Origin of the sequence: Streptomyces sp. NPDC007808 (assembly GCF_042868655.1) — a bacterium.
Taxonomy (GTDB): Bacteria; Actinomycetota; Actinomycetes; order Streptomycetales; family Streptomycetaceae; genus Streptomyces.
Map to the genome: position 1 here is coordinate 392,259 of NZ_JBIAEQ010000009.1, position 21,685 is coordinate 413,943.

Here is a 21,685-nt window from a genome sequence, read left to right on the forward strand (position 1 = left end):
AAGGCCCCTCAGTCCCATTCCAGGCCGCCGCGCCGCCATACGTACGCGTACGCGACGAAGACGGTGAGCACGAAGAGCAGCATCTCCACGAGCCCGAAGATCCCCAGGGCGTCGAAGGTGACGGCCCAGGGGTAGAGGAAGACGATCTCGATATCGAAGATGATGAAGAGCATCGCCGTCAGGTAGTACTTGATCGGGAAGCGCCCGCCGCCGGCCGGCGTGGGGGTCGGCTCGATACCGCACTCATAGGCTTCGAGCTTGGCCCGGTTGTATCGCTTCGGACCGATCAGCGTGGCCATGACCACGGAGAAGATCGCAAAGCCTGCCCCGAGGGCTCCCAGTACGAGGATGGGCGCATACGCGTTCACCGCTCCTCGCTCCTCTCAGTCGGCACTGACTGCTGGCGGTTGCACTGGGCCCACAGCCGCCTCACCAGTCCCACGAGCCCCGCTCGGCCCGGCGAAGATCGAGAACATGTGAAGCAGGTCACAAGCCCAACTGCCTCGCATCTTATGCCTGCCGGTCTGTGATCTGCGACACGGGGTATTGCACAAGCTTTGTGATCTCCACCACCTGACGAAGGATCATGAAGCCGGATGAGCGGTGATCTTCACACGAGAAGCGTTCAGGTGATCACCAGAGGTGACATTTTCGCTCGTCACTGCAGCTCGGAGGGTGCGTCTCAATATCAAGAGAGTTCTCTTGCATGCAAATTGGCGTTGGACCGGACAGCTTGATAGTGCGGCGCGTTCACACCTCGGAGGGCGCGGCGAGGCGAGATGTGGACGCGTGCACGCATTCACGAGCGCCGGGCGCCGGATTCGGACACATGACGCGCACGGCGCCGTAACCGTTGCGTGACCTCTGCCACATCCGCGAGGGGTCCAGAGAAGCGGGCTTGGCCACCGGCCTCAACAAGTGGTAGGCGGAGGGCAATTCGGACTTAATGATGAAAGCCCGTGATCACGGGCCGAATGGGGGGCGCCCGAAAGGTCCGTTACGGCGTCAATGAGGTGCGGACCGCCGGGCAATTGGGGCAGCGATTGAACAACTGTGGCGCAGCCCACGTTTCTTGAAGGTATGGAGGAGCCCCTGATACCGGTTGTTCTCATGTCCCACACCGCTCACATACGTAGCCACCGGAAGCCCCGCCGCACCGCGTCGACGACCATCGCGATGCGCGCCGGAGTTGCCGGTGGCGTCCTCAGCATGGCAGCGGCGGGTGCGTCGGCCACGGCGAACGCCGCCGAGCCGGTGACGCAGACCATCGAACTGCCCACCCTCACGGGTGACCTGGCGGACCAGCTCGCCCAGTCCGCGGACGCCACTCAGCTGGCGGCGGCGAACTACGAGCTCGACGCCGAGCGTGACGCGGCCGCCGCCGCCGCGGCCAAGGAGGCCAAGAAGGACCTCGCCGACGCCAAGAAGAAGGCCGAGGCCAAGAAGAAGGCCGAGGAGGCCCGTAGGGCCGCCGCCGAGGCCGCCGCCTCGCGCTCCACGGAGCGCGCCACCCTCTCCGCCTCCGCCTCCGCGAGCGCGAGCGTGTCCGCGCCCGCCAGCGGCAGCGTGGGGACGGTCATCTCCTTCCTCAAGGCGCAGCTGGGCGACGCGTACGTCATGGGTGCCACCGGCCCCAACGCGTGGGACTGCTCCAGCCTGGTCCAGGCCGCGTTCAAGCAGGTCGGCGTCGACCTGCCGCGGGTCTCGCAGGACCAGTCGATGGCCGGCACCGACATCCCGCTCTCCCAGATCCAGGTGGGCGACATCCTGTACTGGGGCGGCAAGGGCTCCGCGTACCACGTGGGCGTCTACATCGGGAACGGCCAGTACCTGGACGCGGCCAACCCGTCCAAGGGCGTCGTCATCCAGGACCTCTCCGGTTACCCGGCGTCGGGTGCCGTGCGGGTGCTCTGATCCGCACCTGTGCGTGAAGGGCCGCAGCCGCTCGGGGGCAGCGGCCCTTCTGGCTCTTCCCGGGTCGAAGGCGTGGGCGAGCCGAGCCCGTGGCGTACCTCGTCGACCCGTTCCTCAGCGGCCCCGGATCACGGGGCCGGCGCATCTCCCAGCTCCGGCAGCACCCGGCGTCCGAATTGTCCGTGCCGAGGACGGCGTTGACGTCCGGGCGGCCGGCCCACCGACGCCCCGCATCGTGGCGCCCGTACGCTCGTCGCCGCCGTCGCCGTCACCGCCCTAACCGCTGTCGCCGCCCTAACGCTGTCGCCGCGCTAACCGCCGTCACCGCCCTCACCGCCGTCACGGCCGAGGCATCGGCGCCGGTACGCGGCTGCCGGCGGGGAAGCCGCCGCGGCGCGGCTCGTTTCGGACGACCTGCCCTCTCCTGGGGCTGCAGGGCGTGTTCTGTTGTCATGATTCCCGGAGGACGGGGCGGGGCTCCGAGGCCGGAAGCCCGATCGGCCCCAGCCTCACGGAAACCTCACGACCACAGGGAGAAACAGCCATGCCGAGTGTGTTCGTCCAGGGCAGGCCCGTCGACTCGTATCCGCCGCTCGCGCCCGAGGCCCGGCGCGGGTCGGTGCGCAGGATCACCGAGGTGGGCGAGGAGGTCCTGCACAAGCCGTGCCGGGACGTGACCGAGTTCGGGCCCGATCTCGCCGCGCTCATCGACGACATGTTCCTGACGATGTACATCGCCGACGGGGCAGGACTCGCGGCCAACCAAGTCGGTGTCGATCTGCGCGTGTTCGTGTACGACTGCCCGGACGATGACGGGGTCCGGCACGTCGGGCACATCGTCAACCCGGTGCTGGAGCCCCTCGACGCCACGCGTAGGAGGCTCCTCGACGACGGCGAGGGGTGCCTGTCCGTACCCGGCGCGGTGATGGACGTGCCGCGCCCCGACCGGGCCGTGGTACGCGGGTACGACAAGGCCGGCGAGCCGCTCGTGATCGAGGGCACCGGGTACTTCGCGCGGTGCCTCGCGCACGAGGCCGACCACTGCGACGGGCGGGTCTACCTGGACCGGCTCTCCAAGAGGGAGCGCAAGGACGCCCTCGGGCAGATGACGGACCGGCGCGAGGCGGTGTTCGCGCGCCGATCCGCCAATGTCGCGGCGTTGAACGCCTGATCAGGCCTTCGGTGCCACCTTGCTCAGCCCGTTGATGATCCGGTCCATCGCGTCGCCGCCGGTCGGGTCCGTGAGGTTCGCGAGCAGCTTCAGCGTGAACTTCATCAACAGCGGGTGGGTCAGACCGCGCTGGGCCGCGATCTTCATGACCTTCGGGTTGCCGATGAGCTTCACGAAGGCGCGGCCCAGCGTGTAGTAGCCGCCGTAGGTGTCCTTCAGGATGCGCGGATAGCGCTGGAGGGCCAGTTCGCGTCCCGCGGGCGTGGAGCGGGCGTGGGCCTGGACGATGACGTCGGCGGCGATCTGGCCGGACTCCATGGCGTAGGCGATGCCCTCGCCGTTGAAGGGGTTCACCAGGCCGCCGGCGTCGCCGACCAGCAGCAGGCCCTTGGTGTAGTGGGGTTGGCGGTTGAAGGCCATGGGGAGCGCGGCGCCCCGGATGGGGCCGGTCATGTTCTCCGGGGTGTAGCCCCAGTCCTCCGGCATCGAGGCGCACCATGCCTTGAGGACCTCGCGCCAGTCGAGCTCCTTGAAGGAGTCGGAGGTGTTGAGCACGCCCAGGCCGACGTTCGAGGTGCCGTCGCCCATGCCGAAGATCCAGCCGTAGCCGGGCAGGAGACGGTCCTCGCCGGGGCCGCGGCGGTCCCACAGCTCCAGCCAGGACTCCAGGTAGTCGTCGTCGTGGCGGGGCGAGGTGAAGTAGGTGCGGACCGCGACGCCCATCGGGCGGTCCTCACGGCGGTGCAGGCCCATCGCCAGGGACAGCCGGGTGGAGTTGCCGTCGGCGGCGACGACCAGCGGGGCGTGGAAGGTGACCTCGCGCTTGTCCTCGCCGAGCTTGGCACGGACCCCGGTGATGCGGCCGGTGCGGTCGTCGACGATCGGGGCGCCGACGTTGCAGCGCTCGTACAGGCGGGCACCGGCCTTCTGGGCCTGGCGGGCGAGCTGCTCGTCGAAGTCGTCGCGCTTGCGGACGAGGCCGTAGTCGGGGAAGGAGGCGAGATCCGGCCAGTCCAGCTGGAGGCGAACCCCGCCGCCGATGATCCTCAGGCCCTTGTTGCGCAGCCAGCCGGCTTCTTCGGAGATGTCGATGCCCATCGCCACCAGCTGCTTGACGGCGCGCGGGGTCAGGCCGTCACCGCAGACCTTCTCCCTGGGGAACTCGGTCTTCTCCAGCAGGAGTACGTCGAGGCCGGACTTGGCCAGGTGGTACGCCGTCGTGGAGCCGGCCGGCCCCGCGCCGACGACAATCACATCGGCGGTGTTCTCGGAGAGGGGCGAGGAGTGGGGCTCGGTCACGACGGTCACGGCTGGATCTCCCCGGGTTCGAAATCTGCGTGCCGACCGGCACTGGACATGGGCAGTCTATTCAGCAGAATTGATCACCCGGCTGAAGGGCTGCCCTGTGAACCGAACCCTCCCCGTAGTACGGCTGCGTGTGCCCACCGACGAGGACGCGATCGCATGGCACCGGGTCTTCGCCCACCCCGAGGTCATGGAGTTCCACGGCGGCAGGGCCGCGGAGCTCTCCGTCTACGAGGAGCTCACCGCTCGCCAGCGTCGGCACGACGCCGAGCGCGGGTACTGCCTGTGGACCATGCTCGACGAGAACGACCAGGTCATCGGCTTCACCGGCGCCCAGCCGTGGGAGCGGGACTGGGGCCCCACGGGCGAGATCGAGATCGGATGGCGGCTCGGACGCGACCACTGGGGCAGGGGATACGCCACGGCGGCCGCCCGGCAGACGCTGGAGCGGGTGCGGGCGGCCGGGGTGCCGGGTGTGGTGGCGATGGTCGACGCCCGCAACGAGCGGTCGATCGCGGTGACGCGGCGACTGGGGATGCGGCTCGCGGAGGTCTTCACGACCCCGGACGCCCGGCAGCGGGGGCACTGCTACCGGCTGGAGCTGTGACACCGACCCCCGTACCGGAGGACTGACCTCCAGATCCATCACCTTCGGTAATCGATTGTCACAGACAGGTACTTGAAGCTTCCGGACGGCATCTCCCGGCGTTAGCCTGCCCGTACCGCTGGGGGGTGACATCTGTGCGCCTTACACCCAAAACGCCCGAGGTGCGGGTGCCGAGACTCGTCGGACTGATGGCCATGGACGCGCGCGAGGCGGCGAAGTCGCACGGCCTGTCCCTCACCGCGCCGGACCGGCCGGACTTCCCCCGTGTCGTCGTCGACTACGTCGTACGCCAGTACCCCCGGCCCGGCGCCGAGGTGCCCCGGGATTCCCTGGTGTACGTCTGGTTCGACCTCGGGGAGGGCGAGGGCGGCGGAGGCGTGCGTGAGCCACGCTCTCCGTGGCCGCCCTCGGGCGGGCTGCAGCGCGAGCTCGACGAGCCCGGGGACCCGTACGTCGTCGTCAGCCCTGCTTGAACCCGCGGTGCAGGGCGACGACCCCGCCCGTCAGGTTGCGCCAGGCCACCTTCGACCAGCCGGCCTTGCGCAGGTGCTCGGCCAGGTCCGGCTGGTCGGGCCAGGCGCGGATGGACTCGGCGAGGTAGACGTACGCGTCGGGGTTCGAGGACACCGCGCGGGCCACCGGCGGCAGGGCGCGCATCAGGTACTCGGTGTAGACGGTGCGGAAGGGCGCCCAGGTCGGGTGGGAGAACTCGCAGATCACGACCCGGCCGCCGGGCCGCGTCACCCGGTACATCTCGCGCAGCGCGGTGTCGAAGTCCTGGACGTTGCGCAGCCCGAAGGAGATCGTGACGGCGTCGAAGGTGTCGTCCTTGAACGGCAGCCTCGTCGCGTCGCCCGCCGTGAACGGCAGCCAGGTGTGCTTGCGCTTGCCGACCTGGAGCATGCCCAGGGAGAAGTCGCAGGGGACGACGTACGCGCCCGTCTGCGCGAAGGGCAGCGAGGAGGTGGCCGTACCGGCGGCCAGGTCGAGGACCTTCTGCGCGGGCCGGGCGTCCACGGCCCTGGCGACCTCCTTGCGCCATCTGCGGTCCTGGCCGAGCGACAGTACGTCGTTGGTCAGGTCGTACCGTTCCGCCACGTTGTCGAACATCGAGGCGACTTCGTGCGGCTGCTTGTCCAGGGATGCGCGGGTCACGGGCCCATTGTGGCAGCACGGCCTCTGCAGGGCGCAGGACGCCTCCCGGGAGAGGTCTGGGTTCTTCCGGAGGACGTCGGCGACGAGACGTTCACGCTCGACGACGCGGGCACGGGGGGCCTGTCAGCGCCGTCGATACACCAGTCGCCCGGCGACGACCGTCGCCACGCACGTCCCCGCCCCTCGCTCGGCGAGTTCCGCCTCGTCCGTCACGTCGAACACGGCGAACCGCGCGGCGGATCCCTGCTCCCTCGGAGGCGCGAACTCCGCGGGCATCCCGCAGGCGTACGGATCCAGGGACGCTGCTCCGCCGGGCCGTCCGAGGCGGCCCACGACCCCCAGCCCGGAACGGTGCACGGCGTCACGCACCGCGCGGTTGCGCACCGCCTCGCAGGCCGCCGCGACCGTGCCGTGCGCCAGCATCCGCTGCACCCCGCGCCGGGCGCTCGCGCCCCAGCGGGCGTCGTCCATGGCGAGCGCCGCCAGCGCGTCCCCCGTCAGCGGCTCGGTGCCCAGTTCGTCGGCCTCGCGCGGATCGGGGTGGTAGGTCTCCTCCAGCAGCTCCGTGCCGTACAGGTTGACGAATCCGGCCGTCAGGATGCCGGGCCACTCCCGCACCCGGGCCCGCGGATGCGCGGCCACGAGCTCGGCCAGCGGCCCGACGTCGGCGATCCACGCGCCCCTGACGGCGAGGGCGCTGCCCCGGGAGTCGGCGTGGATCGTCAGCACGGTCGGCTCAGTTGGAGGCGAGGATCTTCAGCTCGGGATGCGCCGTGCCGCCCTCGATCGCCGTCGAGGAGATGTGGGACATGACGCGCTCGTCGACGGGGTCGTTCGCCGGGTCGTCGTGCACGACCAGGTGTTCGTACGTCGTCGACCGCTGGGCCGGCACCCGTCCGGCCTTGCGGATCAGGTCGATGATCTCCATCCGGTTGGAGCGGTGCTTGGCACCGGCCGAGGAGACCACGTTCTCCTCCAGCATGATCGAGCCCAGGTCGTCGGCGCCGTAGTGCAGCGACAGCTGGCCGATCTCCTTGCCGGTGGTCAGCCAGGAGCCCTGGATGTGCTGGATGTTGTCCATAAACAGCCGCGCCACGGCGATCATTCGCAGGTACTCGAAGATCGTGGCCTGTGTACGGCCCTTCAGGTGGTTGTTCTCGGGCTGGTAGGTGTACGGGATGAAGGCCCGGAAGCCGCCCGTGCGGTCCTGGACGTCCCGGATCATCCGCAGGTGCTCGATGCGCTCGGCGTTGGTCTCGCCGGTGCCCATCAGCATCGTCGACGTCGACTCGACACCGAGGCCGTGCGCGATCTCCATGATCTCCAGCCAGCGCTCACCGCTCTCCTTCAGCGGCGCGATGGCCTTGCGCGGCCGGGCGGGCAGCAGTTCGGCGCCGGCGCCCGCGAAGGAGTCGAGACCGGCCTCGTGGATCCGGGTGATGGCCTCCTCGACCGACACACCGGAGATCCGGGCCATGTGCTCGACCTCGCTCGCCCCCAGGCTGTGGATGACGAGCTGCGGGAACTCCTTCTTGATGGCGGCGAAGTGCTTCTCGTAGTACTCCACGCCGTAGTCGGGGTGGTGCCCGCCCTGGAACATGATCTGGGTACCGCCGAGTTCGACGGTCTCGGCGCAGCGCCGCAGGATGTCGTCCAGGTCGCGGGTCCAGCCCTTGGCCTTGTCCTTGGGGGCGGCGTAGAAGGCGCAGAACTTGCACGCCGTCACGCAGACGTTCGTGTAGTTGATGTTGCGCTCGATGATGTACGTCGCGATGTGCTCGGTGCCCTGGTACCTGCGACGGCGTACGGCGTCGGCGGCGGCGCCCAACGCGTGCAGCGGCGCGTCGCGGTAGAGGACGAGCGCTTCCTCGGGGGTGATGCGTCCGCCCGCGGCGGCACGGTCGAGGACGGCTGTGACATCAAACGACGTGAGGTCGGCCTTCTCGGTCACCGGGGCGTCCCTTTCGTCAAGGGGTTGGACAGACCGAACCAGCCTACGCCAGGCGTTTCGGGTGATCGACGTCAGGCCGCGTACGCCCCGATGAGCAGCCCCGCGAACGCCCCGCCGATCAGGAACGGCCCGAACGGGATCGCCGATCTGCGCCCGGCCCGGCGCAGCAGGACCAGGGTCCAGCCGTACAGCGCCCCGGACAGGAACCCGGCGAAGGTGCCGAGCATGACGGTGGACCAGCCGTACCAGCCCAGCACCGCCCCCGCCCCGAGCGCCAACTTCACGTCGCCGAAGCCCATGCCGCCGGGGTTGACGAGGTACAGCACGTAGTAGCCGGCGCCGAGGGCGAGGGCGGCCCACAGGGCGGTCGGCCAGTCACCGGCGTGCTCGGGCAGCAGGGCGACCAGGCCGAGCAGGGCGAGGGCGGCGCCCGCGAGCGGGAGCGTCAGCGCGTCGGGCAGCCGGTGCACCCGGAGGTCGACGACCGCGAGCAGCACGCCGACGGGCGCCAGCAGCAGCCAGACGCCGACCTCGGGCCGGGTGCCGGTGGCGGCGGCGAGGGCGGCGCAGACGAGGGCGGTCGCGGCGCCGAGCGCCGGGGCGCCGGGGCCGTACGACGGCGTGCCGCTCCCGCAGGTGCCGCACCGGGCCCGCCCGAGCCAGCCGCGGACCGGGTGTCCGCCCGGACACCGGTCCCGCCACTCCTCCTCCACCGGGACGGAGAACCGGTAGGCGGCCCGGGGCAGGAACATGCCCGCCACCCAGCCCCACAGCGCGGCGACGAGGACCAGCGGAGCGGTGCTCATTGCGCCGCGCTCACTGCGATGCGCTCACGATGGTTGCCCGCCTCCGTACGCACTCGGATTCTCACGCGATCACTCCCGAAGCCTCCGCACGGTATCAGCGGCACAAAACCCCCTCAAGGCGTAACTCCGGGCGTACGGGCGCCGGTTGTCCCCGCGGACGGATGCGGCGGTTCATCCCGAAAGCGTCCTCGTGATCCGTTTCGCACCAGCGAACCGATCAGTAAAGTGCCGGAGACAACGGTCGGCGTGACACGGGGGACAGCAGCGGTGCGCACAGTCAGGGCATACGGCATACGCAGGACCCCGTACTCCCCGCCCTCCCGCCTCGGCGGCGTGCTTCTCCTCCTGTGCACCCTGGCCGCGCTGTTCGCGACCGCCACCACCCCGGCCAGGGCGGCCACCGACACCGCCACCGCCGCCCAGGCCGCCCACCTCGCCGACCGCCTGCGCGCGAACCCGGTCCACATCTCCGACCAACTCCCCCGCGAGGTACCGCAGTCCACGGCTCCCGCCTTCGCCGAGGCGGCCCGGCGCACCGGCGTACCGACGTACGTGCTCCTCCTCCCCGGCCTGAGCGCCGGCGATCCGGGCCTGCTCACCGCGGTCCATGACCGGCTCGGCCGGGACGGGCTGTACGTGCTGCTCGACGAGTCGCACGTGGTGGATGCCGTGGCGCACGGCGTCGACGTCCCGGCCGACGACGCCTGGACGGTGGCCCTCTACGAAGTCCCCTTCGACGCGGGCCCGTTGCACCGCTTCGAGCGTTTCGCCGAGGTCGTCGCGCAGGGCGACGAGAAGGCCGCGGCACGGGCGGAGGCGGCACGGGCGAGGTACGACGCCGGTGAGGAGCCCGCGGCCCTGTACATCGGGCCGACCGACCGCGAGGACCAGTCGACGCTCACCGGTGTCCTGGTCACCGGTGTGCCCCTGCTGATCGTGGTGCTGGTCCCCTATGTACGACGCTGGTGGCACCGCCTTCGCAAGGGCCGCGCGACGACCGGGGCCGACTGGCGCAAGGAGGTCAGGGCGAGCCGCGCCCTGCGCTGGACCGTCCCGGTGCTGGCCCTCGTCTGCGCCGCCGCGATCGCCGTGGCCGCTCCTTATGTCTTCGACGAGACCAGGTCGAGCTGGTCCCCGAGGCCCAGGGCGATCGACCTCAACGCCCGCCTCGACCGGGTGGCCGAAGGACTGGCCCGGGACGCGGTGTACCAGGACCCGGAGAGCCCTCGGGTCCTCGACTCCCGCCAGGTGGACCGACTCCACGACCGCATCGAGCGGTTCGCGCGCTCGGAGGGCGGCGGCCCGGTCTTCGTCTCGCTCGTCCCGCAGCTGACGGAGGACGAGTCCGAGGGCGACGAGGAGGTGTTCGCCGCGGCGGTCCGCGACAAGCTGGGCGAGGACGGGGTGTACGTGGTCGCCGACCCGCTGCACGGGTCCATCGACGTCTTCAACCACGGTCTGCGCCTGGACAGCACGGCGCTCCTCCTCGACCTGCCGGAGTCCGTCGCGGACGGCGGCCAAGAGGCCGACGACCACCGCATGGGCGCACGTCTCGACGCCCTGATGACCGTCCTCGACGAGACCCCGCGGACGGACGGGCCCGACACCTCCGGGGACCCGTACCCGGTGACGGACCCCGTCACCGAGGACGACCTGCCTCCGCTCTTCGGCGGCGGCTTCGGGTCGGGCATGGTCCTGGGGGTGCTGGCGGCCGGGCTGGGCTTCGGGCTGGTGGCGGGGACGCTGGGGATCGTCCGCAGGGTCCTGGTCGGGCGGGCCGGGACGGCAGGGACGGCCGGAAAAACCGGGACGGCAGGCAAGACCCGGACGACAGGCAAGGCCGGGGCGGCCGGAAAAACCGGGACGGCCGGAAAGACCGCAAAGACCGGCAAGGCCGGCAAGGGATAGCCCACGCGACCCACCGTCACCGTCAGGCGGCGACCCGGCGACCCGGCGACCCGGCGTGCCGCTCGCCGATGGTGAAGGTCCTACGGCCGCAGCAGATCCACCTTCACGTCCGCCGGGAATCCCGTCGTCGGCCCGACCCGCCGGGCGAACTCCGCGACCGCCGCGAGCTGCGGGCCGCCGAAGCGGAAGTCGAGGGTGGTGAAGTACCGCTCCAGGATCCGCTCGTCGAAGGCCTCCCAGCGGGCGGCCTGCTCGGCGACCTTGCCGACCTCCTCCAGGGAGAGGTTGCGGGAGGCGAGGAACGCCTCGTGGACCTTGCGGGTGATCATCGGCTCGCGCTCCAGGTAGTCCCGGCGCGCCGCCCAGACCGCGAAGACGAAGGGCAGACCGGTCCACTCCTTCCACAGCGAGCCGAGGTCGTGCACCTGAAGTCCGTAGCGCGGCCCGTCCAGGAGGTTGGCCCGCAGCGCCGCGTCCCCGATGAGGACGGCCGCCTCCGCCTCCTGCATCATCACGCTGAGGTCGGGCGGGCAGGTGTAGTAGTGGGGCCGCACGCCATAGCGCTCGGCGAGCAGCAGCTGGGCCAGGCGGACCGAGGTGCGCGAGGTCGAGCCGAGGGCGACCCGGGCGCCGTCCAGCTCCGCCAGCGGGACCTGCGAGACGATCACGCAGGACATCACGGGGCCGTCGCAGCCGACCGCGATGTCGGGGAAGGCGACCAGGTCGTCGGCGTTGCGCAGGAACTCGACCAGGGTGATCGGGCCGATGTCGAGGTCGCCCCGCACCAGCTGCTCGCTGAGCTTCTCCGGGGTGTCCTTGGTGAGCTCGAAGTCGAGGAGCGTGCCCGTTCTCGCGAGCCCCCAGTACAGGGGCAGGCAGTTGAGGAACTGGATGTGGCCCACGCGGGGGCGGGTGCGAGAATTGTCCACATCGCGAGACTAGACCCCATGGGGTAGCGTGCAGCTCTCAGGGTCGTGACACCCTCGTCACAACCTCCCGCCACCCGCTCTTCGTCAATATGACACCTGATCTTCAAACGTTCGGGTGGCGTGATCTTGGCCTCTATTGCTTTCGGCTGCCCGCATGCTAGGCTCGCCGCAAGTTGCAGTTTGGTTTCCCTTGCAGTACAGAGCCTGCGGAGCATGTGACCGCGGGCTCTCGTCGTTTTCAGACGTATGCAGTTGTGCGGCATTTTGTTTTCACACTTGCAGGGTTCTGGAGCAGGGCAACCCTTTGGGCCCAAGGAGGGCTTATGGCTACCGGAACCGTGAAGTGGTTCAACGCCGAAAAGGGCTTTGGCTTCATCGCCCAGGAAGGCGGCGGCCCCGACGTCTTCGTCCACTACTCCGCGATCAACGCGAGCGGCTTCCGCTCGCTGGAGGAGAACCAGCAGGTCTCCTTCGACGTGACGCAGGGCCCGAAGGGTCCTCAGGCGGAGAACGTCACCCCGGTCTGAGTCTTCGGTCTCGGAGCCTGGTGCTTTGATCCGGAACAGATAGCAGTACCCAAGGAGCCCCGCACCGCAAGGCAGCGGGGCTCCTGCCTTTTCCTGAACCCTCAGACGTGCTGCATGACCAGCACGAACGTCGTCCCGGGCGCGAGCGCCTCGTACGAGTGCGGCACATCCCCGCGATACGACATGTAGTCGCCGGGCCCCAGTTCGACCTCCTCCCCCCGCGGCCCCGCCTTCACCCGCCCGGTGCCGACGATCAGATGCTCCACGGAGCCGGGGATGTGAGGCTCCGAGATCCGGGCCGCGCCCGGCTCCGCGCGCAGGTGATAGAGGTCCCGCCGGGCGCCGGGCGGACTGGCGGAGAGCAGGGTCGCCACATAGTCGGCCCGTTCGGAGGCGACCGTGGGCCCCTCGCCCGCCCGGATCACCTGGACGGCCGGCGTCGGCGGCTCCACCAGGGCGCTGAACGGCACACCGAGCGCCACCCCGAGCGCCCACAGCGTCTCCACGCTCGGGTTCCCGCCGCCCGCCTCCAGCTGCGACAGCGTGGACTTCGCGATCCCCGCCCGCTTCGCCAGCTCCGACAGCGACAGCCCGGCCCGGGTGCGCTCGCGCCGCAGCGAGGCGGCGATCCAAGTGAGGGGCTCGCTCATGCGGTTCACTCCCTGTCGTTCGGCACACAGGACCGATCGTTCGTCTTGACGAACGGTCTCTGGGTGTTCATTCTGGAAAACATGCGTTCGCTACTCCGAACACCGATGATGGCACCTCTGGTGCGTGACAGCGCCCTCGTCTGGGTCGCCAGCGGCGTCGTGGGCGTCTCCTTCGGGGCGATCTCGGTGGCGGGCGGGCTGCCGGTCTGGGTGCCAGTGGCGATGTCGCTGGTGGTCTACGCCGGCTCGGCGCAGTTCAGCGCGGTCGGTGTGCTGCTGGCCGGGGGCGGGCCGCTGGCCGCGGCCGCCACCGGGTTGCTCCTGAACACCCGCACGGCCGCCTTCAGCCTGGCCGTGGCCGACGTCATCGGGCGCGGCCGTGCCGCCCGGCTGCTCGGCGCCCACCTCGTCACCGACGAGACGGTGGCCTTCGCCCTCGCCCAGCCCGACCCGGCCCGGCGGCGAGCGGCCTTCTGGATCTCCGGGCTCGGGCTGTTCGCCGTGTGGAACCTCGGCGTGCTGGCCGGAGCCCTGGCCGGCGGCGCGATGGGCGACACCGGCGCCTACGGTCTGGACGCGGCGTTCCCCGCCGTCCTCGTCGCCCTGGTCCTGCCCGCCCTGCGCGAGGGCCCGGCCGTACGGCGCTCGGCGCTGCTCGGCGCCGGACTGGCGCTGGCGGTGACGCCGGCCGTCCCGGCGGGTGTGCCGGTCCTGGTGGCGCTGGCGGGCCTCGCCGGATACGGACGGGGCGACGCGAGGCGTACGGCATGAGCGCGACGGTGGCCATGATCCTGGCGCTGGCGGTCGGCACGTACGCCTTCCGGCTGGTCGGGCCGGTCCTGCACGGACGTGTCGAGCTCACGCCCCGCGTACAGGAACTGCTGGCCGCGGGCGCGATCGTGCTGCTGGTGGCCCTGCTGGCCACGGGTGCGCTCACCGAGGACGGCGGTTTCGCGGGGTGGGCCCGGCCGGCCGGGGTGCTGGTCGCGGGCGTCCTGGCGTGGCGGCGGGCGCCGTTCGCGGTGGTGGTGCTGGGGGCGGCGGGAGCCACGGCGGTGCTGCGGGCGGTCGGGGTGGCCTGAGCGGGCACCGTGGGAGGATCGGCGGATGACCAGTGGGGAAGAGCACGGCCGGGGGGACAGCGGCGGGACTCCCGCCGACAGCGGACTCGCCGTCGGCATACCGGTCGGCCTGTGCCTCGGTACCGGCGTCGGCGTCGCACTCGGGCTGACCGTCTTCGACTCCGTGGGGACCGGGCTTGCCCTGGGCATGCCGCTGGGTGTCTGCCTGGGCGTCGCGATCGGCGGCGTCGGCCGGAAGCGAACGCCCGAAGGGCCGGAGAGGGACGGGTAGCCCGCGCCTTCGGTAGGGTCCCCGGCCGTGACCGAAGCCGACTTCCTCGCCACCACACGCACCTTCTACGACGCCGTCGCCGAGGACTACGCGACCCTGTTCCGGGACGCGCTCGCGAGAATGCCGCTGGAACGGGCGATGCTGGGCCTGTTCGCCGAACTCGTCGACGGTGACGGCCCGGTGGCGGACCTGGGATGCGGTCCCGGCGAGGCGACCGCCGTCCTCGCCTCGCTGGGGCTGCCCGTGTTCGGGGTCGATCTGTCGGAGTCGATGCTCGCGATCGCCCGCCGCGAGCACCCGGGGCTGCGCTTCGAGCAGGGCTCGATGCTGGAGCTGGACCTTCCCGACGGCGCCCTGTCCGGGGCGATGTCCTTCTACTCCTCCATCCACACCCCCCTGGAGCGACTTCCCGACCTCTTCGCGGAGTTCCACCGGGTGCTGGAGCCCGGAGCGCCCCTGCTCGTGGCGTTCCAGGCGGGCGAGGAACACCGGCACCACGACCGGCCCTGGGGCCGTCCGGTCGCCCTGACCTTTCTGCGGCGCCGGCCGCAGGACATGGCCGAGCTGCTGACGGCGGCCGGCTTCGTCCTCGTCTCCCGCACGGTCCGCGAACCGGACCCGGCGCTCGACGAGACCTCACCGCAGGCGTTCCTGTTCGCCCGCAAGCCCGCCGACGGCGCCTAGAGAACCCCGGCGACGTCCCGCGCCGCGATGTACCCGAACGTCATCGCCGGACCGATCGTCGAGCCCGCGCCCGCGTAGCTGCGGCCCATCACCGCCGCGCTCGCGTTGCCGGCCGCGTACAGGCCCCGGATCACCGAGCCGTCCTCCCGCAGGACGCGGGCGCGGGCGTCCGTGAGGAGGCCGCCCTTGGTGCCCAGGTCGCCCGGGACGATCCGGAAGGCGTGGTACGGGGGGAGCCAGAGCGGGGCGAGGCAGGAGTTCGGGCGGACGGACGGGTCGGTGTAGTAGTGGTCGTAGGCGCTGTCCCCCCGGTGGAAGTCGGCATCCTCGCCCTTCCTGGCCTGGGCGTTGAAGCGGTCCACCGTGGTGCGCAGGGCCGCTGCCGGGACGCCGATCGAGCGGGCGAGCGCGTCCAGGGTCCAGGCCTTGTGCGCGGCGCCCGAGTCGTACCAGTCGGCGGGAAGGGGCAGCGTCGGCAGGACGTCCTTGAAGAGGTAGCGGTTGCGGTGGTTCTGGTCGACGATCAGCCAGGACGGGATGGCCGGGCTGGTGTCGTGGACGTCGTACATGGTGTGCACGACGTCGCTGTAGGGCGCCGCCTCGTTGACGAAACGGGCACCGGCCGCGTCGACCAGCAGCCCGCCGGGCAGGGTGCGTTCCGCGAGGCAGAAGTACGGCTGGCCGGGCAGCGGGATCGCCGGGCCCCACCAGGCGTCGTCCATGAGGCCGAGGGCGGCGCCGATCCGGTGGCCGGCCCGGATGCCGTCGCCGGTGTTCTCCTTCGCGCCCACCGTCCAGTCCGTGCCGATCGGCTGACGCTGGTAGCGCTCGCGCATCGCCGCGTTGTGCTCGAAGCCGCCCGAGCCGACGATCACGCCCCGGCGGGCGCGCACCAGTGCCGGTGCGCCGTCCCGGGTGACGACCGCGCCGCTCACGGCACCGCCCTCGACGTACAGGTCGGTGAGCGGGGTGCCGAGCCACACGGGTACTCCCGCGGACCGCAGCCCCGCGCGCAGTCCCGCCGCCAGCGACTGCCCCATGGTCAGCGGCTTCTCCCCGCGCAGGGCGGCGGCCGTGCCCCGCGCGAGGCACTCCGCGGCCACGGCGGCCCCCTTGGCGCTCACCGCCGCCAGGGCCAGCCACTTGTAGTCGGCGCTGAAGACGACCATGCCGGGGGGCAGGGCCATGTACGGCGGGTTCAGCCGGGCCAGTTCGGCGCCGAGGACGTTGCCGTCGAGTTGGTCGGGCTCGATGGAGCGGCCGTTCGGCAGGCCACCGGGCAGCTCCGGGTAGTAGTCGCTGTAGCCCTCCATCCAGCGGAACCGCAGAGGGCTGTGGGCCATGACGAAGGAGAGCATCGCCGGGCCGTGGTCGAGGAAGGCCCGCTGACGCTCGACAGGGACGTCCGGGCCGACCACGGCGGCGAGGTAGGCGGCGGCCTTGGCGGGTGTGTCCGGCACGCCCGCCGCGAGGATCACCGTGTTGTTGGGGATCCAGATCCCGGCCCCCGACCGGGCGGCGGAACCACCGAACGTGGACGCCTTCTCCAGTACGACGCAGCTCAGGCCCTGCGCGGCGGCGGTGAGGGCGGCGGTCATGCCGGCGGCTCCGGAGCCGACGACCACGACGTCGTAGGTGCCGAGCAGGGGCAGGTCGGTGGCTCGGGCGGTCTGCTGGGTCGTGCCCACGGCAAGGGTCGCGGCCGTGCCCACGGCTCCCGCGGCCAGTACGTGTCTGCGTGAGGGGTGCGTGTGCGTGGTCATGTCGCCGCTCCCGCCTGGGCCGCCCGTCGATCTGACTAGGTGTCAGACATGCGAATGTCGCGCGGTGTTCCCGTGAAGTCAAGGGCCGGGCAGCCCTTCCAGGCCGGCCGGCTCAGCAACGGCTGTCCTCTCGGCGCCCGCGTGCGTGGTGGGTCGGCACCCGCTCCCTCCCCCGCACCGGTCCGGACTCCGGCGAGGGTGTGGAGCGGGTTGCCGCCCGGGCCCGTCCAGGATCGTCGTCCATCGGGCAAAGTCCAGTCAATCCTTGGGATTTGTGACGACCTCCAAGCATTAACTTGGGGGTCATGACCCTCGATGACCTGCGTGTGTTCGTGGCCGTGTGCCGGGCCGGAAGTCTCAGCTCGGTGGCACGGGAGCTGGGGTGCACGCAGTCGGCGGTGAGTCAGCATGTGCGGCGGCTGGAGCGGGAGACCGGGGTCGCGCTGCTGGAGCGGCAGCCCCGTGGGGTCGTGCCGACCCAGGCGGGGCGGGTGCTGGAGGCGGCAGCCGCCGAGGGGATCTGCGGGCTCGACCTGGCGGTACGTCGGCTGCGCGACCTCGTCGACGGCGAGAGCGGGTTCGTACGGGTGGCGACGGGGGCGACGACCGTACGGCACTTCATGTCGGAGGCGGTCGTGGCGTTCCGGCACCGGCACCCCCGCGTCAACCTGGAGTTCCGCACGGTGAGTTCGGGCCGGGGCAGCTTCGACGCACTGGCCGACGGCACGCTCGACCTCGCCTGGATCACCCTCGGCCCGCCGGTGCGGGGCATCGAGCAGCGGCCGGTGGTGGAACTGCCGTGGGTGCTGGCGGTACGGGCCGACGACCCGCTCGCGCGACGGCCGTACGTCGATGCCGGGGCGGACCTGGCCGACGTACGGCTGATCCGGCTGCCGCCGAACTCCGCCTCGGCCGCCCAACTGGACGCCGCCTGCGACGAGTCGGGCGTCCGGTTGGCGTACGACACGAGCGTCGCCGACTGGGACACGGCGCTGCTGCTGGCCGAGCTGGGCGTGGGGCGGGCGGTGGTGCCGGCGCTTCCGGGGCTGCCCGTCCCCGGCGACGGCGAGCTGCGGCTGATCCCGCTGCCCGCCCTGCGGCCGCTCCCGGTCGGGTGGGCCGTCCGCCGCTGGGACGCGCTCAGCCCGCCGGCACGGGCGTTCGCGGCCCTGGTGGAAGAGTGCCGCACGGGCGCGCGCGGCTGACGGCCGCGGCCGTGGCGGCCCGGCTCCCGGCTAACGCAGGCCGATGGCCGCGCAGTCCGCCTTGTACTCGGCGGTGCAGATCTGATCGACCGAATAGACGCCGTCCCGGACCACGGTCTTGCCGATGTTGTCCTTCGTGACCGCGACCACCGGGACCAGGTTCGACGGGATGTCCTGTTCGGAGGCGCTGTCGACCGAGTCCTGGGTCAGCGCGTCGAACTCGATGTCGCGCCCCTGGACCTTGTACACGGCCATCTTGGCGGCGTTGGTCGCCTCGGTCAGGAAGGGCTTGTACACCGTCATGAACTGCTCGCCGGCGACGATGCGCTGCACCGCGTCCAGGTTCGCGTCCTGCCCGGTCACCGGTGGAATCCTGGTGGCGCCCGCGTCCTTGAGCGCCTTGATGACCGCGCCCGCCATTCCGTCGTTCGCCGAGTAGACGGCGGCGATGTCGGCCAGGCCGACCGAGGCGATGGCCTTGCGCATGTTCGCCTCGGCGACCTCGGGCGACCACTTGTCGGTGTCGTACTTCTTGACGATCTCGACCTCGCCCTCGAGTTCGCCGAGGGCGCCTTCCTTGAACCGGGCGGTGTTGGGGTCGGCCGGGTCGCCGTTCATCATGACGACCTTGCTGGAGGCCCGAGCGGCGCCGAGTTCCTCCACGAGCGAGCGGCCCTGCACCTCGCCGACGAGTTCGTTGTCGTGCGAGACGTACGCGTCGACCGGGCCCTCCGCGAGGCGGTCGTAGGCGATGACCGGAATGCCCGCCTCCTTGGCCTTGCGCACATCCGGCGCTATGCCCTTGGCATCCAGCGCGTCCACCAGGATCACGTCCACCCGGTCGTCGATCATCTGCTGGAACTGCCGGCTCTGCTTGTCCGGGCTGGACTCGGCGTTGGCGTACACGACCTTGCCCTTGTCGCGGGTGAGGGCCGCGACCTCCTTCTCGATCAGGGGACGGTCGAACTTCTCGAAGCGGGCCGTCTCCTTGTCGGGCAGGAGGAGGCCCACGGTGATGTCGTCGCGCTTCTCCGGCGAGGCGGAGCTGTCGCCGCCCCCGATGCCGTCGATGACACCGCACGCGGTGAGCGAGAGGGCCGAGGCACAGGCCACCAGGGCTATGCCGGTCCGGCGTACAGCTGACGTGCGGGGGATACGAGCGTTCACTTCTACGGTGCCTTCCGAGCGGACGAGCGGCCTAGCTACCCGGTGGCCGTAGCCAACGCGCCCGGGGCATGTCACGTCAAGCAGTTGTCGTAACGAGAGGGCAACCGTTTCCCGTACCTCCACAACGCCGGGCCCTTCGACACGACTTCCGCCCCCTCGCTCCTGCCCACGTCCCGCGCGTCAAACCTCGGGCCGGCCCGGGACGCCATCCGCCCCATCCGCCCCACCCGCCGAAGGCGCCCTGACCGGAGTTCCCGCGCGGGTGCGGGGGCCCGCGACGCCGGCATGACGGGGACGACAGCCCCAGGGCCGTGTCCGCCCGAGGCGCGGCCCGCCGGCTCACCGCCGCTGCCCGATCCGGTCGACCACCTGGATGTCCTTCAGACGTCGGGTCTCGTAGTACCAGCCAGTTCAGTGACCTGCGTCACAGGTGCTGCTCCTGCGCGTACAACCCGTCCACCTCCGCCGCGAAGTCCCGCATGACCGCCTCCCGACGCAGCTTCATCGACGGCGTCAGGTGGCCGGACTCCTCCGTGAAGTCCGTGGACAGGATCGCGAAGCGGCGGATGGACTCGGGCCGGGACACCAGCTTGTTGGCCTCGTCCACCGCGCGCTGCAGAACCGCCCTCAGCTCCGCGTCCGCGACGAGGAGTTCGGCCGGGACCGGGTGCTTGCCGTTCATCCGGCGCCAGTGGCTCACCCCCGCCATGTCCAGGGTGATCAGGGCGGAGACATAGGGGCGGCGGTCGCCCAGGACGAGGCATTGCGAGATCAGCGGGTGCGCGCGCAGCCAGTTCTCCAGGGGCGCGGGTGCCACGCTCTTGCCACCCGCCGTGATCAGCATCTCCTTCTTGCGGCCGGTGATCGTGAGGTAGCCCTCGTCGTCGAGTTCGCCGATGTCGCCGGTCGGCAGCCAGCCGTCCACGGCGGCCGGGACGACACCGCCGGCCGCGGGGTCCCAGTAGCCGCGCAGCACCTGCTCGCCGCCGATCAGGATCTCGCCGTCGGCGGCGATGCGCACCCGGGTGCCGGGCAGGGGCCAGCCCACCGTGCCCAGACGGGGTTTGAGGGGCGGGGTCACGGTCGCCGCGCCCGTCGTCTCGGTGAGGCCGTAGCCCTCGTAGACCTCGATGCCCACCCCGGCGTAGAAGGCGGCCAGTCGGCGGCCGAGCGGGGAGCCGCCGCAGATCGCGTACCTGACCCTGCCGCCCATCGCGTTGCGGATACGGCGGTAGACGAGCGGGTCGTAGAAGGCGCGGGCGGTTCTCAGGGTCGCGTTCGGGCCGCTGCCGGTGCCCGACTGACGGGCCTCCAGCGCCTCGCCGTAGCGCTCGGCCACCGAGGCGGCGCGGTCGAAGGAGGACACCCGGCCGCTCGCCTCGGCCTTGGCGCGGGCGGAGTTGAAGACCTTCTCCAGCATGTACGGGATGGTCAGCAGACACGTCGGGCGGAACGCCGCCAGGTCGGGGAGCAGGTCCTCCGCCTTCAGGCTGGGTGCGTGGCCCAGGCGGACCCGGGCCCGGACGCAGGCCACCGCCACCATGCGGCCGAAGACGTGCGACATCGGCAGGAAGAGCAACACCGACGCCTCCTCACTCGTCCTCGATTTGAAGACCGGGTAGAGGAGCTCGATGGCGTTGTCGACCTCGGAGAAGAAGTTGCCGTGCGTCAGCGCGCAGCCCTTGGGGCGGCCCGTCGTGCCGGAGGTGTAGATCAGCGTCGCCAGTGTGTCCGGCACGAGCATGCCCCGCCGTACCCCGACCTCCCCGTCCGGCTGCTCGGCGCCCAGCTCCGCCAGACGCTCCACATGGCCCTTCTCCATCACCCACATGTGGCGCAGGTCGGGCAACCGGTCCAGCTCGGGGCCGAGGGCGGCCGCCTGGGCGCCGGTCTCCGTGACCAGGGCCACCGCACCGGAGTCCTGGAGGATCCAGCGGGTCTGGAAGACCGAGGAGGTGGGGTAGACGGGCACCGTGACCAGGCCGGCCGCCCACGCGGCGAAGTCGAGGAGCGTCCACTCGTAGCGGGTGCGCGCCATGACGGCGATCCGGTCTCCCGGCGTCAGGCCCTCGGCGATCAGCCCCTTGGCCACCGCCTGCACCTGGTCGGCGAACTGTGCCGCCGTCACGTCCGTCCACCGCCCGTCCTCGCCCTTGCGGCTGAGGACCACCGCGTCGGGGGCCGCGCTCGCGTTGTCGAAGGGCAGGTCCGCGAGCGACCCGTGGGTCACCGCAGGCGCGAACGGCGGTAGGTACGCCTCCCGCACCGCCCCGTCCAGCCGCCGCGTCTCGGGCTGCACCAGCATCGGCCCGGGAGCGTCGTCGAACGCGGCCGAGGGTGCGAAGGAGGGAAGCGGAGTGGACACGGGCGGCTCCTGCGGCGGGCGTGCAGCGAAGAAACTGCTTGCTGCATGAGGTACGTGCCTCGCGCACCGTGGCGTTCACCTGCGGAGGCCTGCGGAAGGGGTTACCGCGGGTTAGGCAGGCGATCGTACGGGGCTCGCGTGTGGGCGTTGTGCGGGTTCGGCGGTGTTCCGGGGCCGGGTATGTGCAACACCGGGGGTTATGTGAGGGGTGCTCAGCTTCCCCTC

The 21,685-nt window shown here is 71.2% G+C and carries 22 protein-coding genes; 11 read left to right on the forward strand and 11 right to left on the reverse strand.

The genetic code is table 11. The features are described 5' to 3' along the window. Positions 1-8: 8 nt before the first annotated feature. Complete coding sequence (locus tag ACFYNL_RS32780; protein WP_003974383.1) at positions 9-368, reverse strand: NADH-quinone oxidoreductase subunit A; 360 nt, start codon at positions 366-368, stop codon at positions 9-11. A gap of 712 nt (positions 369-1,080) precedes the next feature. Here ACFYNL_RS32780 and ACFYNL_RS32785 point away from each other — a divergent pair. Continuing rightward, positions 1,081-1,914 carry a C40 family peptidase gene (locus ACFYNL_RS32785; RefSeq protein WP_388809858.1) on the forward strand — a complete coding sequence of 278 codons (834 nt, stop codon included), beginning with the start codon at positions 1,081-1,083 and terminating at the stop codon, positions 1,912-1,914. A 544-nt stretch (positions 1,915-2,458) separates the two neighbouring features. Then, on the forward strand, positions 2,459-3,085 hold the full coding sequence (gene def / locus ACFYNL_RS32790) for a peptide deformylase (protein ID WP_388809861.1): 627 nt from the start codon (positions 2,459-2,461) through the stop codon (positions 3,083-3,085). Here the strand turns inward: def and ACFYNL_RS32795 are convergent, their stop codons facing one another. Further along, positions 3,086-4,393 (reverse strand): geranylgeranyl reductase family protein, encoded by a 1,308-nt coding sequence (locus ACFYNL_RS32795; protein WP_388809863.1) that lies wholly within the window; start codon positions 4,391-4,393, stop codon positions 3,086-3,088. 97 nt (positions 4,394-4,490) lie between these two features. On the opposite strand from ACFYNL_RS32795, the gene ACFYNL_RS32800 reads away from it, so the two are divergent. Then, complete coding sequence (locus tag ACFYNL_RS32800) at positions 4,491-4,997, forward strand: GNAT family N-acetyltransferase (RefSeq protein WP_388809866.1); 507 nt, start codon at positions 4,491-4,493, stop codon at positions 4,995-4,997. A 161-nt stretch (positions 4,998-5,158) separates the two neighbouring features. Continuing rightward, positions 5,159-5,470 (forward strand): PASTA domain-containing protein, encoded by a 312-nt coding sequence (locus tag ACFYNL_RS32805; RefSeq protein ID WP_388810118.1) that lies wholly within the window; start codon positions 5,159-5,161, stop codon positions 5,468-5,470. On the opposite strand, the gene ACFYNL_RS32810 is transcribed toward ACFYNL_RS32805, so the two are convergent. From ACFYNL_RS32810 to ACFYNL_RS32825, 4 genes are all read right to left on the reverse strand, one after another. Continuing rightward, positions 5,457-6,152: a demethylmenaquinone methyltransferase gene (locus tag ACFYNL_RS32810; protein WP_388809869.1), complete on the reverse strand. Its 696-nt coding sequence runs from the start codon at positions 6,150-6,152 to the stop codon at positions 5,457-5,459. The two genes, ACFYNL_RS32805 and ACFYNL_RS32810, sit on opposite strands and share 14 nt — an antisense overlap. Before the next feature lie 123 nt (positions 6,153-6,275). Then, positions 6,276-6,881: a hypothetical protein gene (locus tag ACFYNL_RS32815; protein WP_388809872.1), complete on the reverse strand. Its 606-nt coding sequence runs from the start codon at positions 6,879-6,881 to the stop codon at positions 6,276-6,278. Between the two features lie 7 nt (positions 6,882-6,888). Further along, on the reverse strand, positions 6,889-8,103 hold the full coding sequence (gene mqnC / locus ACFYNL_RS32820; RefSeq protein ID WP_388809875.1) for a cyclic dehypoxanthinyl futalosine synthase: 1,215 nt from the start codon (positions 8,101-8,103) through the stop codon (positions 6,889-6,891). Positions 8,104-8,174: 71 nt separating this feature from the next. Further along, positions 8,175-8,909: a prepilin peptidase gene (locus ACFYNL_RS32825; RefSeq protein WP_388809878.1), complete on the reverse strand. Its 735-nt coding sequence runs from the start codon at positions 8,907-8,909 to the stop codon at positions 8,175-8,177. A 267-nt stretch (positions 8,910-9,176) separates the two neighbouring features. On the opposite strand from ACFYNL_RS32825, the gene ACFYNL_RS32830 reads away from it, so the two are divergent. Next, the gene (locus ACFYNL_RS32830) at positions 9,177-10,817 is read left to right on the forward strand and encodes a hypothetical protein (RefSeq protein WP_388809880.1); all 1,641 of its coding nucleotides are present in this window, start codon (positions 9,177-9,179) and stop codon (positions 10,815-10,817) included. Between the two features lie 80 nt (positions 10,818-10,897). Here ACFYNL_RS32830 and ACFYNL_RS32835 read toward each other — a convergent pair whose 3' ends face one another. Continuing rightward, entirely contained in the window at positions 10,898-11,746 is an 849-nt protein-coding gene (locus ACFYNL_RS32835; RefSeq protein ID WP_388809883.1) for a menaquinone biosynthetic enzyme MqnA/MqnD family protein, read from the reverse strand. A gap of 323 nt (positions 11,747-12,069) precedes the next feature. Here ACFYNL_RS32835 and ACFYNL_RS32840 point away from each other — a divergent pair, with 323 nt between their 5' ends. Continuing rightward, positions 12,070-12,273: a cold-shock protein gene (locus ACFYNL_RS32840; protein WP_003992177.1), complete on the forward strand. Its 204-nt coding sequence runs from the start codon at positions 12,070-12,072 to the stop codon at positions 12,271-12,273. 101 nt (positions 12,274-12,374) lie between these two features. Here the strand turns inward: ACFYNL_RS32840 and ACFYNL_RS32845 are convergent, their stop codons facing one another. Beyond that, positions 12,375-12,923 (reverse strand): helix-turn-helix domain-containing protein, encoded by a 549-nt coding sequence (locus ACFYNL_RS32845; RefSeq protein ID WP_388809886.1) that lies wholly within the window; start codon positions 12,921-12,923, stop codon positions 12,375-12,377. An 81-nt stretch (positions 12,924-13,004) separates the two neighbouring features. Between ACFYNL_RS32845 and ACFYNL_RS32850 the strand changes: the two genes are divergently transcribed. The 4 genes from ACFYNL_RS32850 to ACFYNL_RS32865 are packed head-to-tail and all read left to right on the forward strand — an operon-like array spanning position 13,005 to position 14,960. Beyond that, positions 13,005-13,694 (forward strand): AzlC family ABC transporter permease, encoded by a 690-nt coding sequence (locus ACFYNL_RS32850; protein ID WP_388809889.1) that lies wholly within the window; start codon positions 13,005-13,007, stop codon positions 13,692-13,694. Next, on the forward strand, positions 13,691-14,005 hold the full coding sequence (locus tag ACFYNL_RS32855; protein WP_388809892.1) for an AzlD domain-containing protein: 315 nt from the start codon (positions 13,691-13,693) through the stop codon (positions 14,003-14,005). Before ACFYNL_RS32850 ends, ACFYNL_RS32855 begins: the two co-directional genes overlap by 4 nt. A gap of 25 nt (positions 14,006-14,030) precedes the next feature. Beyond that, positions 14,031-14,276 carry a hypothetical protein gene (locus ACFYNL_RS32860; RefSeq protein WP_388809895.1) on the forward strand — a complete coding sequence of 82 codons (246 nt, stop codon included), beginning with the start codon at positions 14,031-14,033 and terminating at the stop codon, positions 14,274-14,276. A gap of 27 nt (positions 14,277-14,303) precedes the next feature. Continuing rightward, positions 14,304-14,960 carry a class I SAM-dependent methyltransferase gene (locus ACFYNL_RS32865; protein WP_388809897.1) on the forward strand — a complete coding sequence of 219 codons (657 nt, stop codon included), beginning with the start codon at positions 14,304-14,306 and terminating at the stop codon, positions 14,958-14,960. Here ACFYNL_RS32865 and kstD read toward each other — a convergent pair. Then, entirely contained in the window at positions 14,957-16,723 is a 1,767-nt protein-coding gene (gene kstD, locus ACFYNL_RS32870; RefSeq protein WP_388809900.1) for a 3-oxosteroid 1-dehydrogenase, read from the reverse strand. The genes ACFYNL_RS32865 and kstD overlap by 4 nt on opposite strands. 305 nt (positions 16,724-17,028) lie before the next feature. Between kstD and ACFYNL_RS32875 the strand changes: the two genes are divergently transcribed. Further along, the gene (locus tag ACFYNL_RS32875) at positions 17,029-17,928 is read left to right on the forward strand and encodes a LysR family transcriptional regulator (RefSeq protein WP_388809902.1); all 900 of its coding nucleotides are present in this window, start codon (positions 17,029-17,031) and stop codon (positions 17,926-17,928) included. Between the two features lie 30 nt (positions 17,929-17,958). Here ACFYNL_RS32875 and ACFYNL_RS32880 read toward each other — a convergent pair whose 3' ends face one another. Both ACFYNL_RS32880 and ACFYNL_RS32885 read right to left on the reverse strand, forming a co-directional pair. Next, positions 17,959-19,095 (reverse strand): sugar ABC transporter substrate-binding protein, encoded by a 1,137-nt coding sequence (locus ACFYNL_RS32880; protein ID WP_388809905.1) that lies wholly within the window; start codon positions 19,093-19,095, stop codon positions 17,959-17,961. Between the two features lie 424 nt (positions 19,096-19,519). Beyond that, complete coding sequence (locus tag ACFYNL_RS32885; protein WP_388809907.1) at positions 19,520-21,460, reverse strand: AMP-dependent synthetase/ligase; 1,941 nt, start codon at positions 21,458-21,460, stop codon at positions 19,520-19,522. Positions 21,461-21,685: the final 225 nt, after the last annotated feature.

Coding starts and splice junctions, on each gene's coding strand:
- ACFYNL_RS32855 (WP_388809892.1), top strand. CDS start 13,691: ATGAGCGCGACGGTGGCCATGATCCTGGCGCTGGCGGTCGGCACGTAC.
- def (WP_388809861.1), top strand. CDS start 2,459: ATGCCGAGTGTGTTCGTCCAGGGCAGGCCCGTCGACTCGTATCCGCCG.
- ACFYNL_RS32875 (WP_388809902.1), top strand. CDS start 17,029: ATGACCCTCGATGACCTGCGTGTGTTCGTGGCCGTGTGCCGGGCCGGA.
- ACFYNL_RS32860 (WP_388809895.1), top strand. CDS start 14,031: ATGACCAGTGGGGAAGAGCACGGCCGGGGGGACAGCGGCGGGACTCCC.
- ACFYNL_RS32840 (WP_003992177.1), top strand. CDS start 12,070: ATGGCTACCGGAACCGTGAAGTGGTTCAACGCCGAAAAGGGCTTTGGC.
- ACFYNL_RS32785 (WP_388809858.1), top strand. CDS start 1,081: ATGGAGGAGCCCCTGATACCGGTTGTTCTCATGTCCCACACCGCTCAC.
- kstD (WP_388809900.1), bottom strand. CDS start 16,723: ATGACCACGCACACGCACCCCTCACGCAGACACGTACTGGCCGCGGGA.
- ACFYNL_RS32825 (WP_388809878.1), bottom strand. CDS start 8,909: ATGAGCACCGCTCCGCTGGTCCTCGTCGCCGCGCTGTGGGGCTGGGTG.
- ACFYNL_RS32850 (WP_388809889.1), top strand. CDS start 13,005: ATGCGTTCGCTACTCCGAACACCGATGATGGCACCTCTGGTGCGTGAC.
- ACFYNL_RS32845 (WP_388809886.1), bottom strand. CDS start 12,923: ATGAGCGAGCCCCTCACTTGGATCGCCGCCTCGCTGCGGCGCGAGCGC.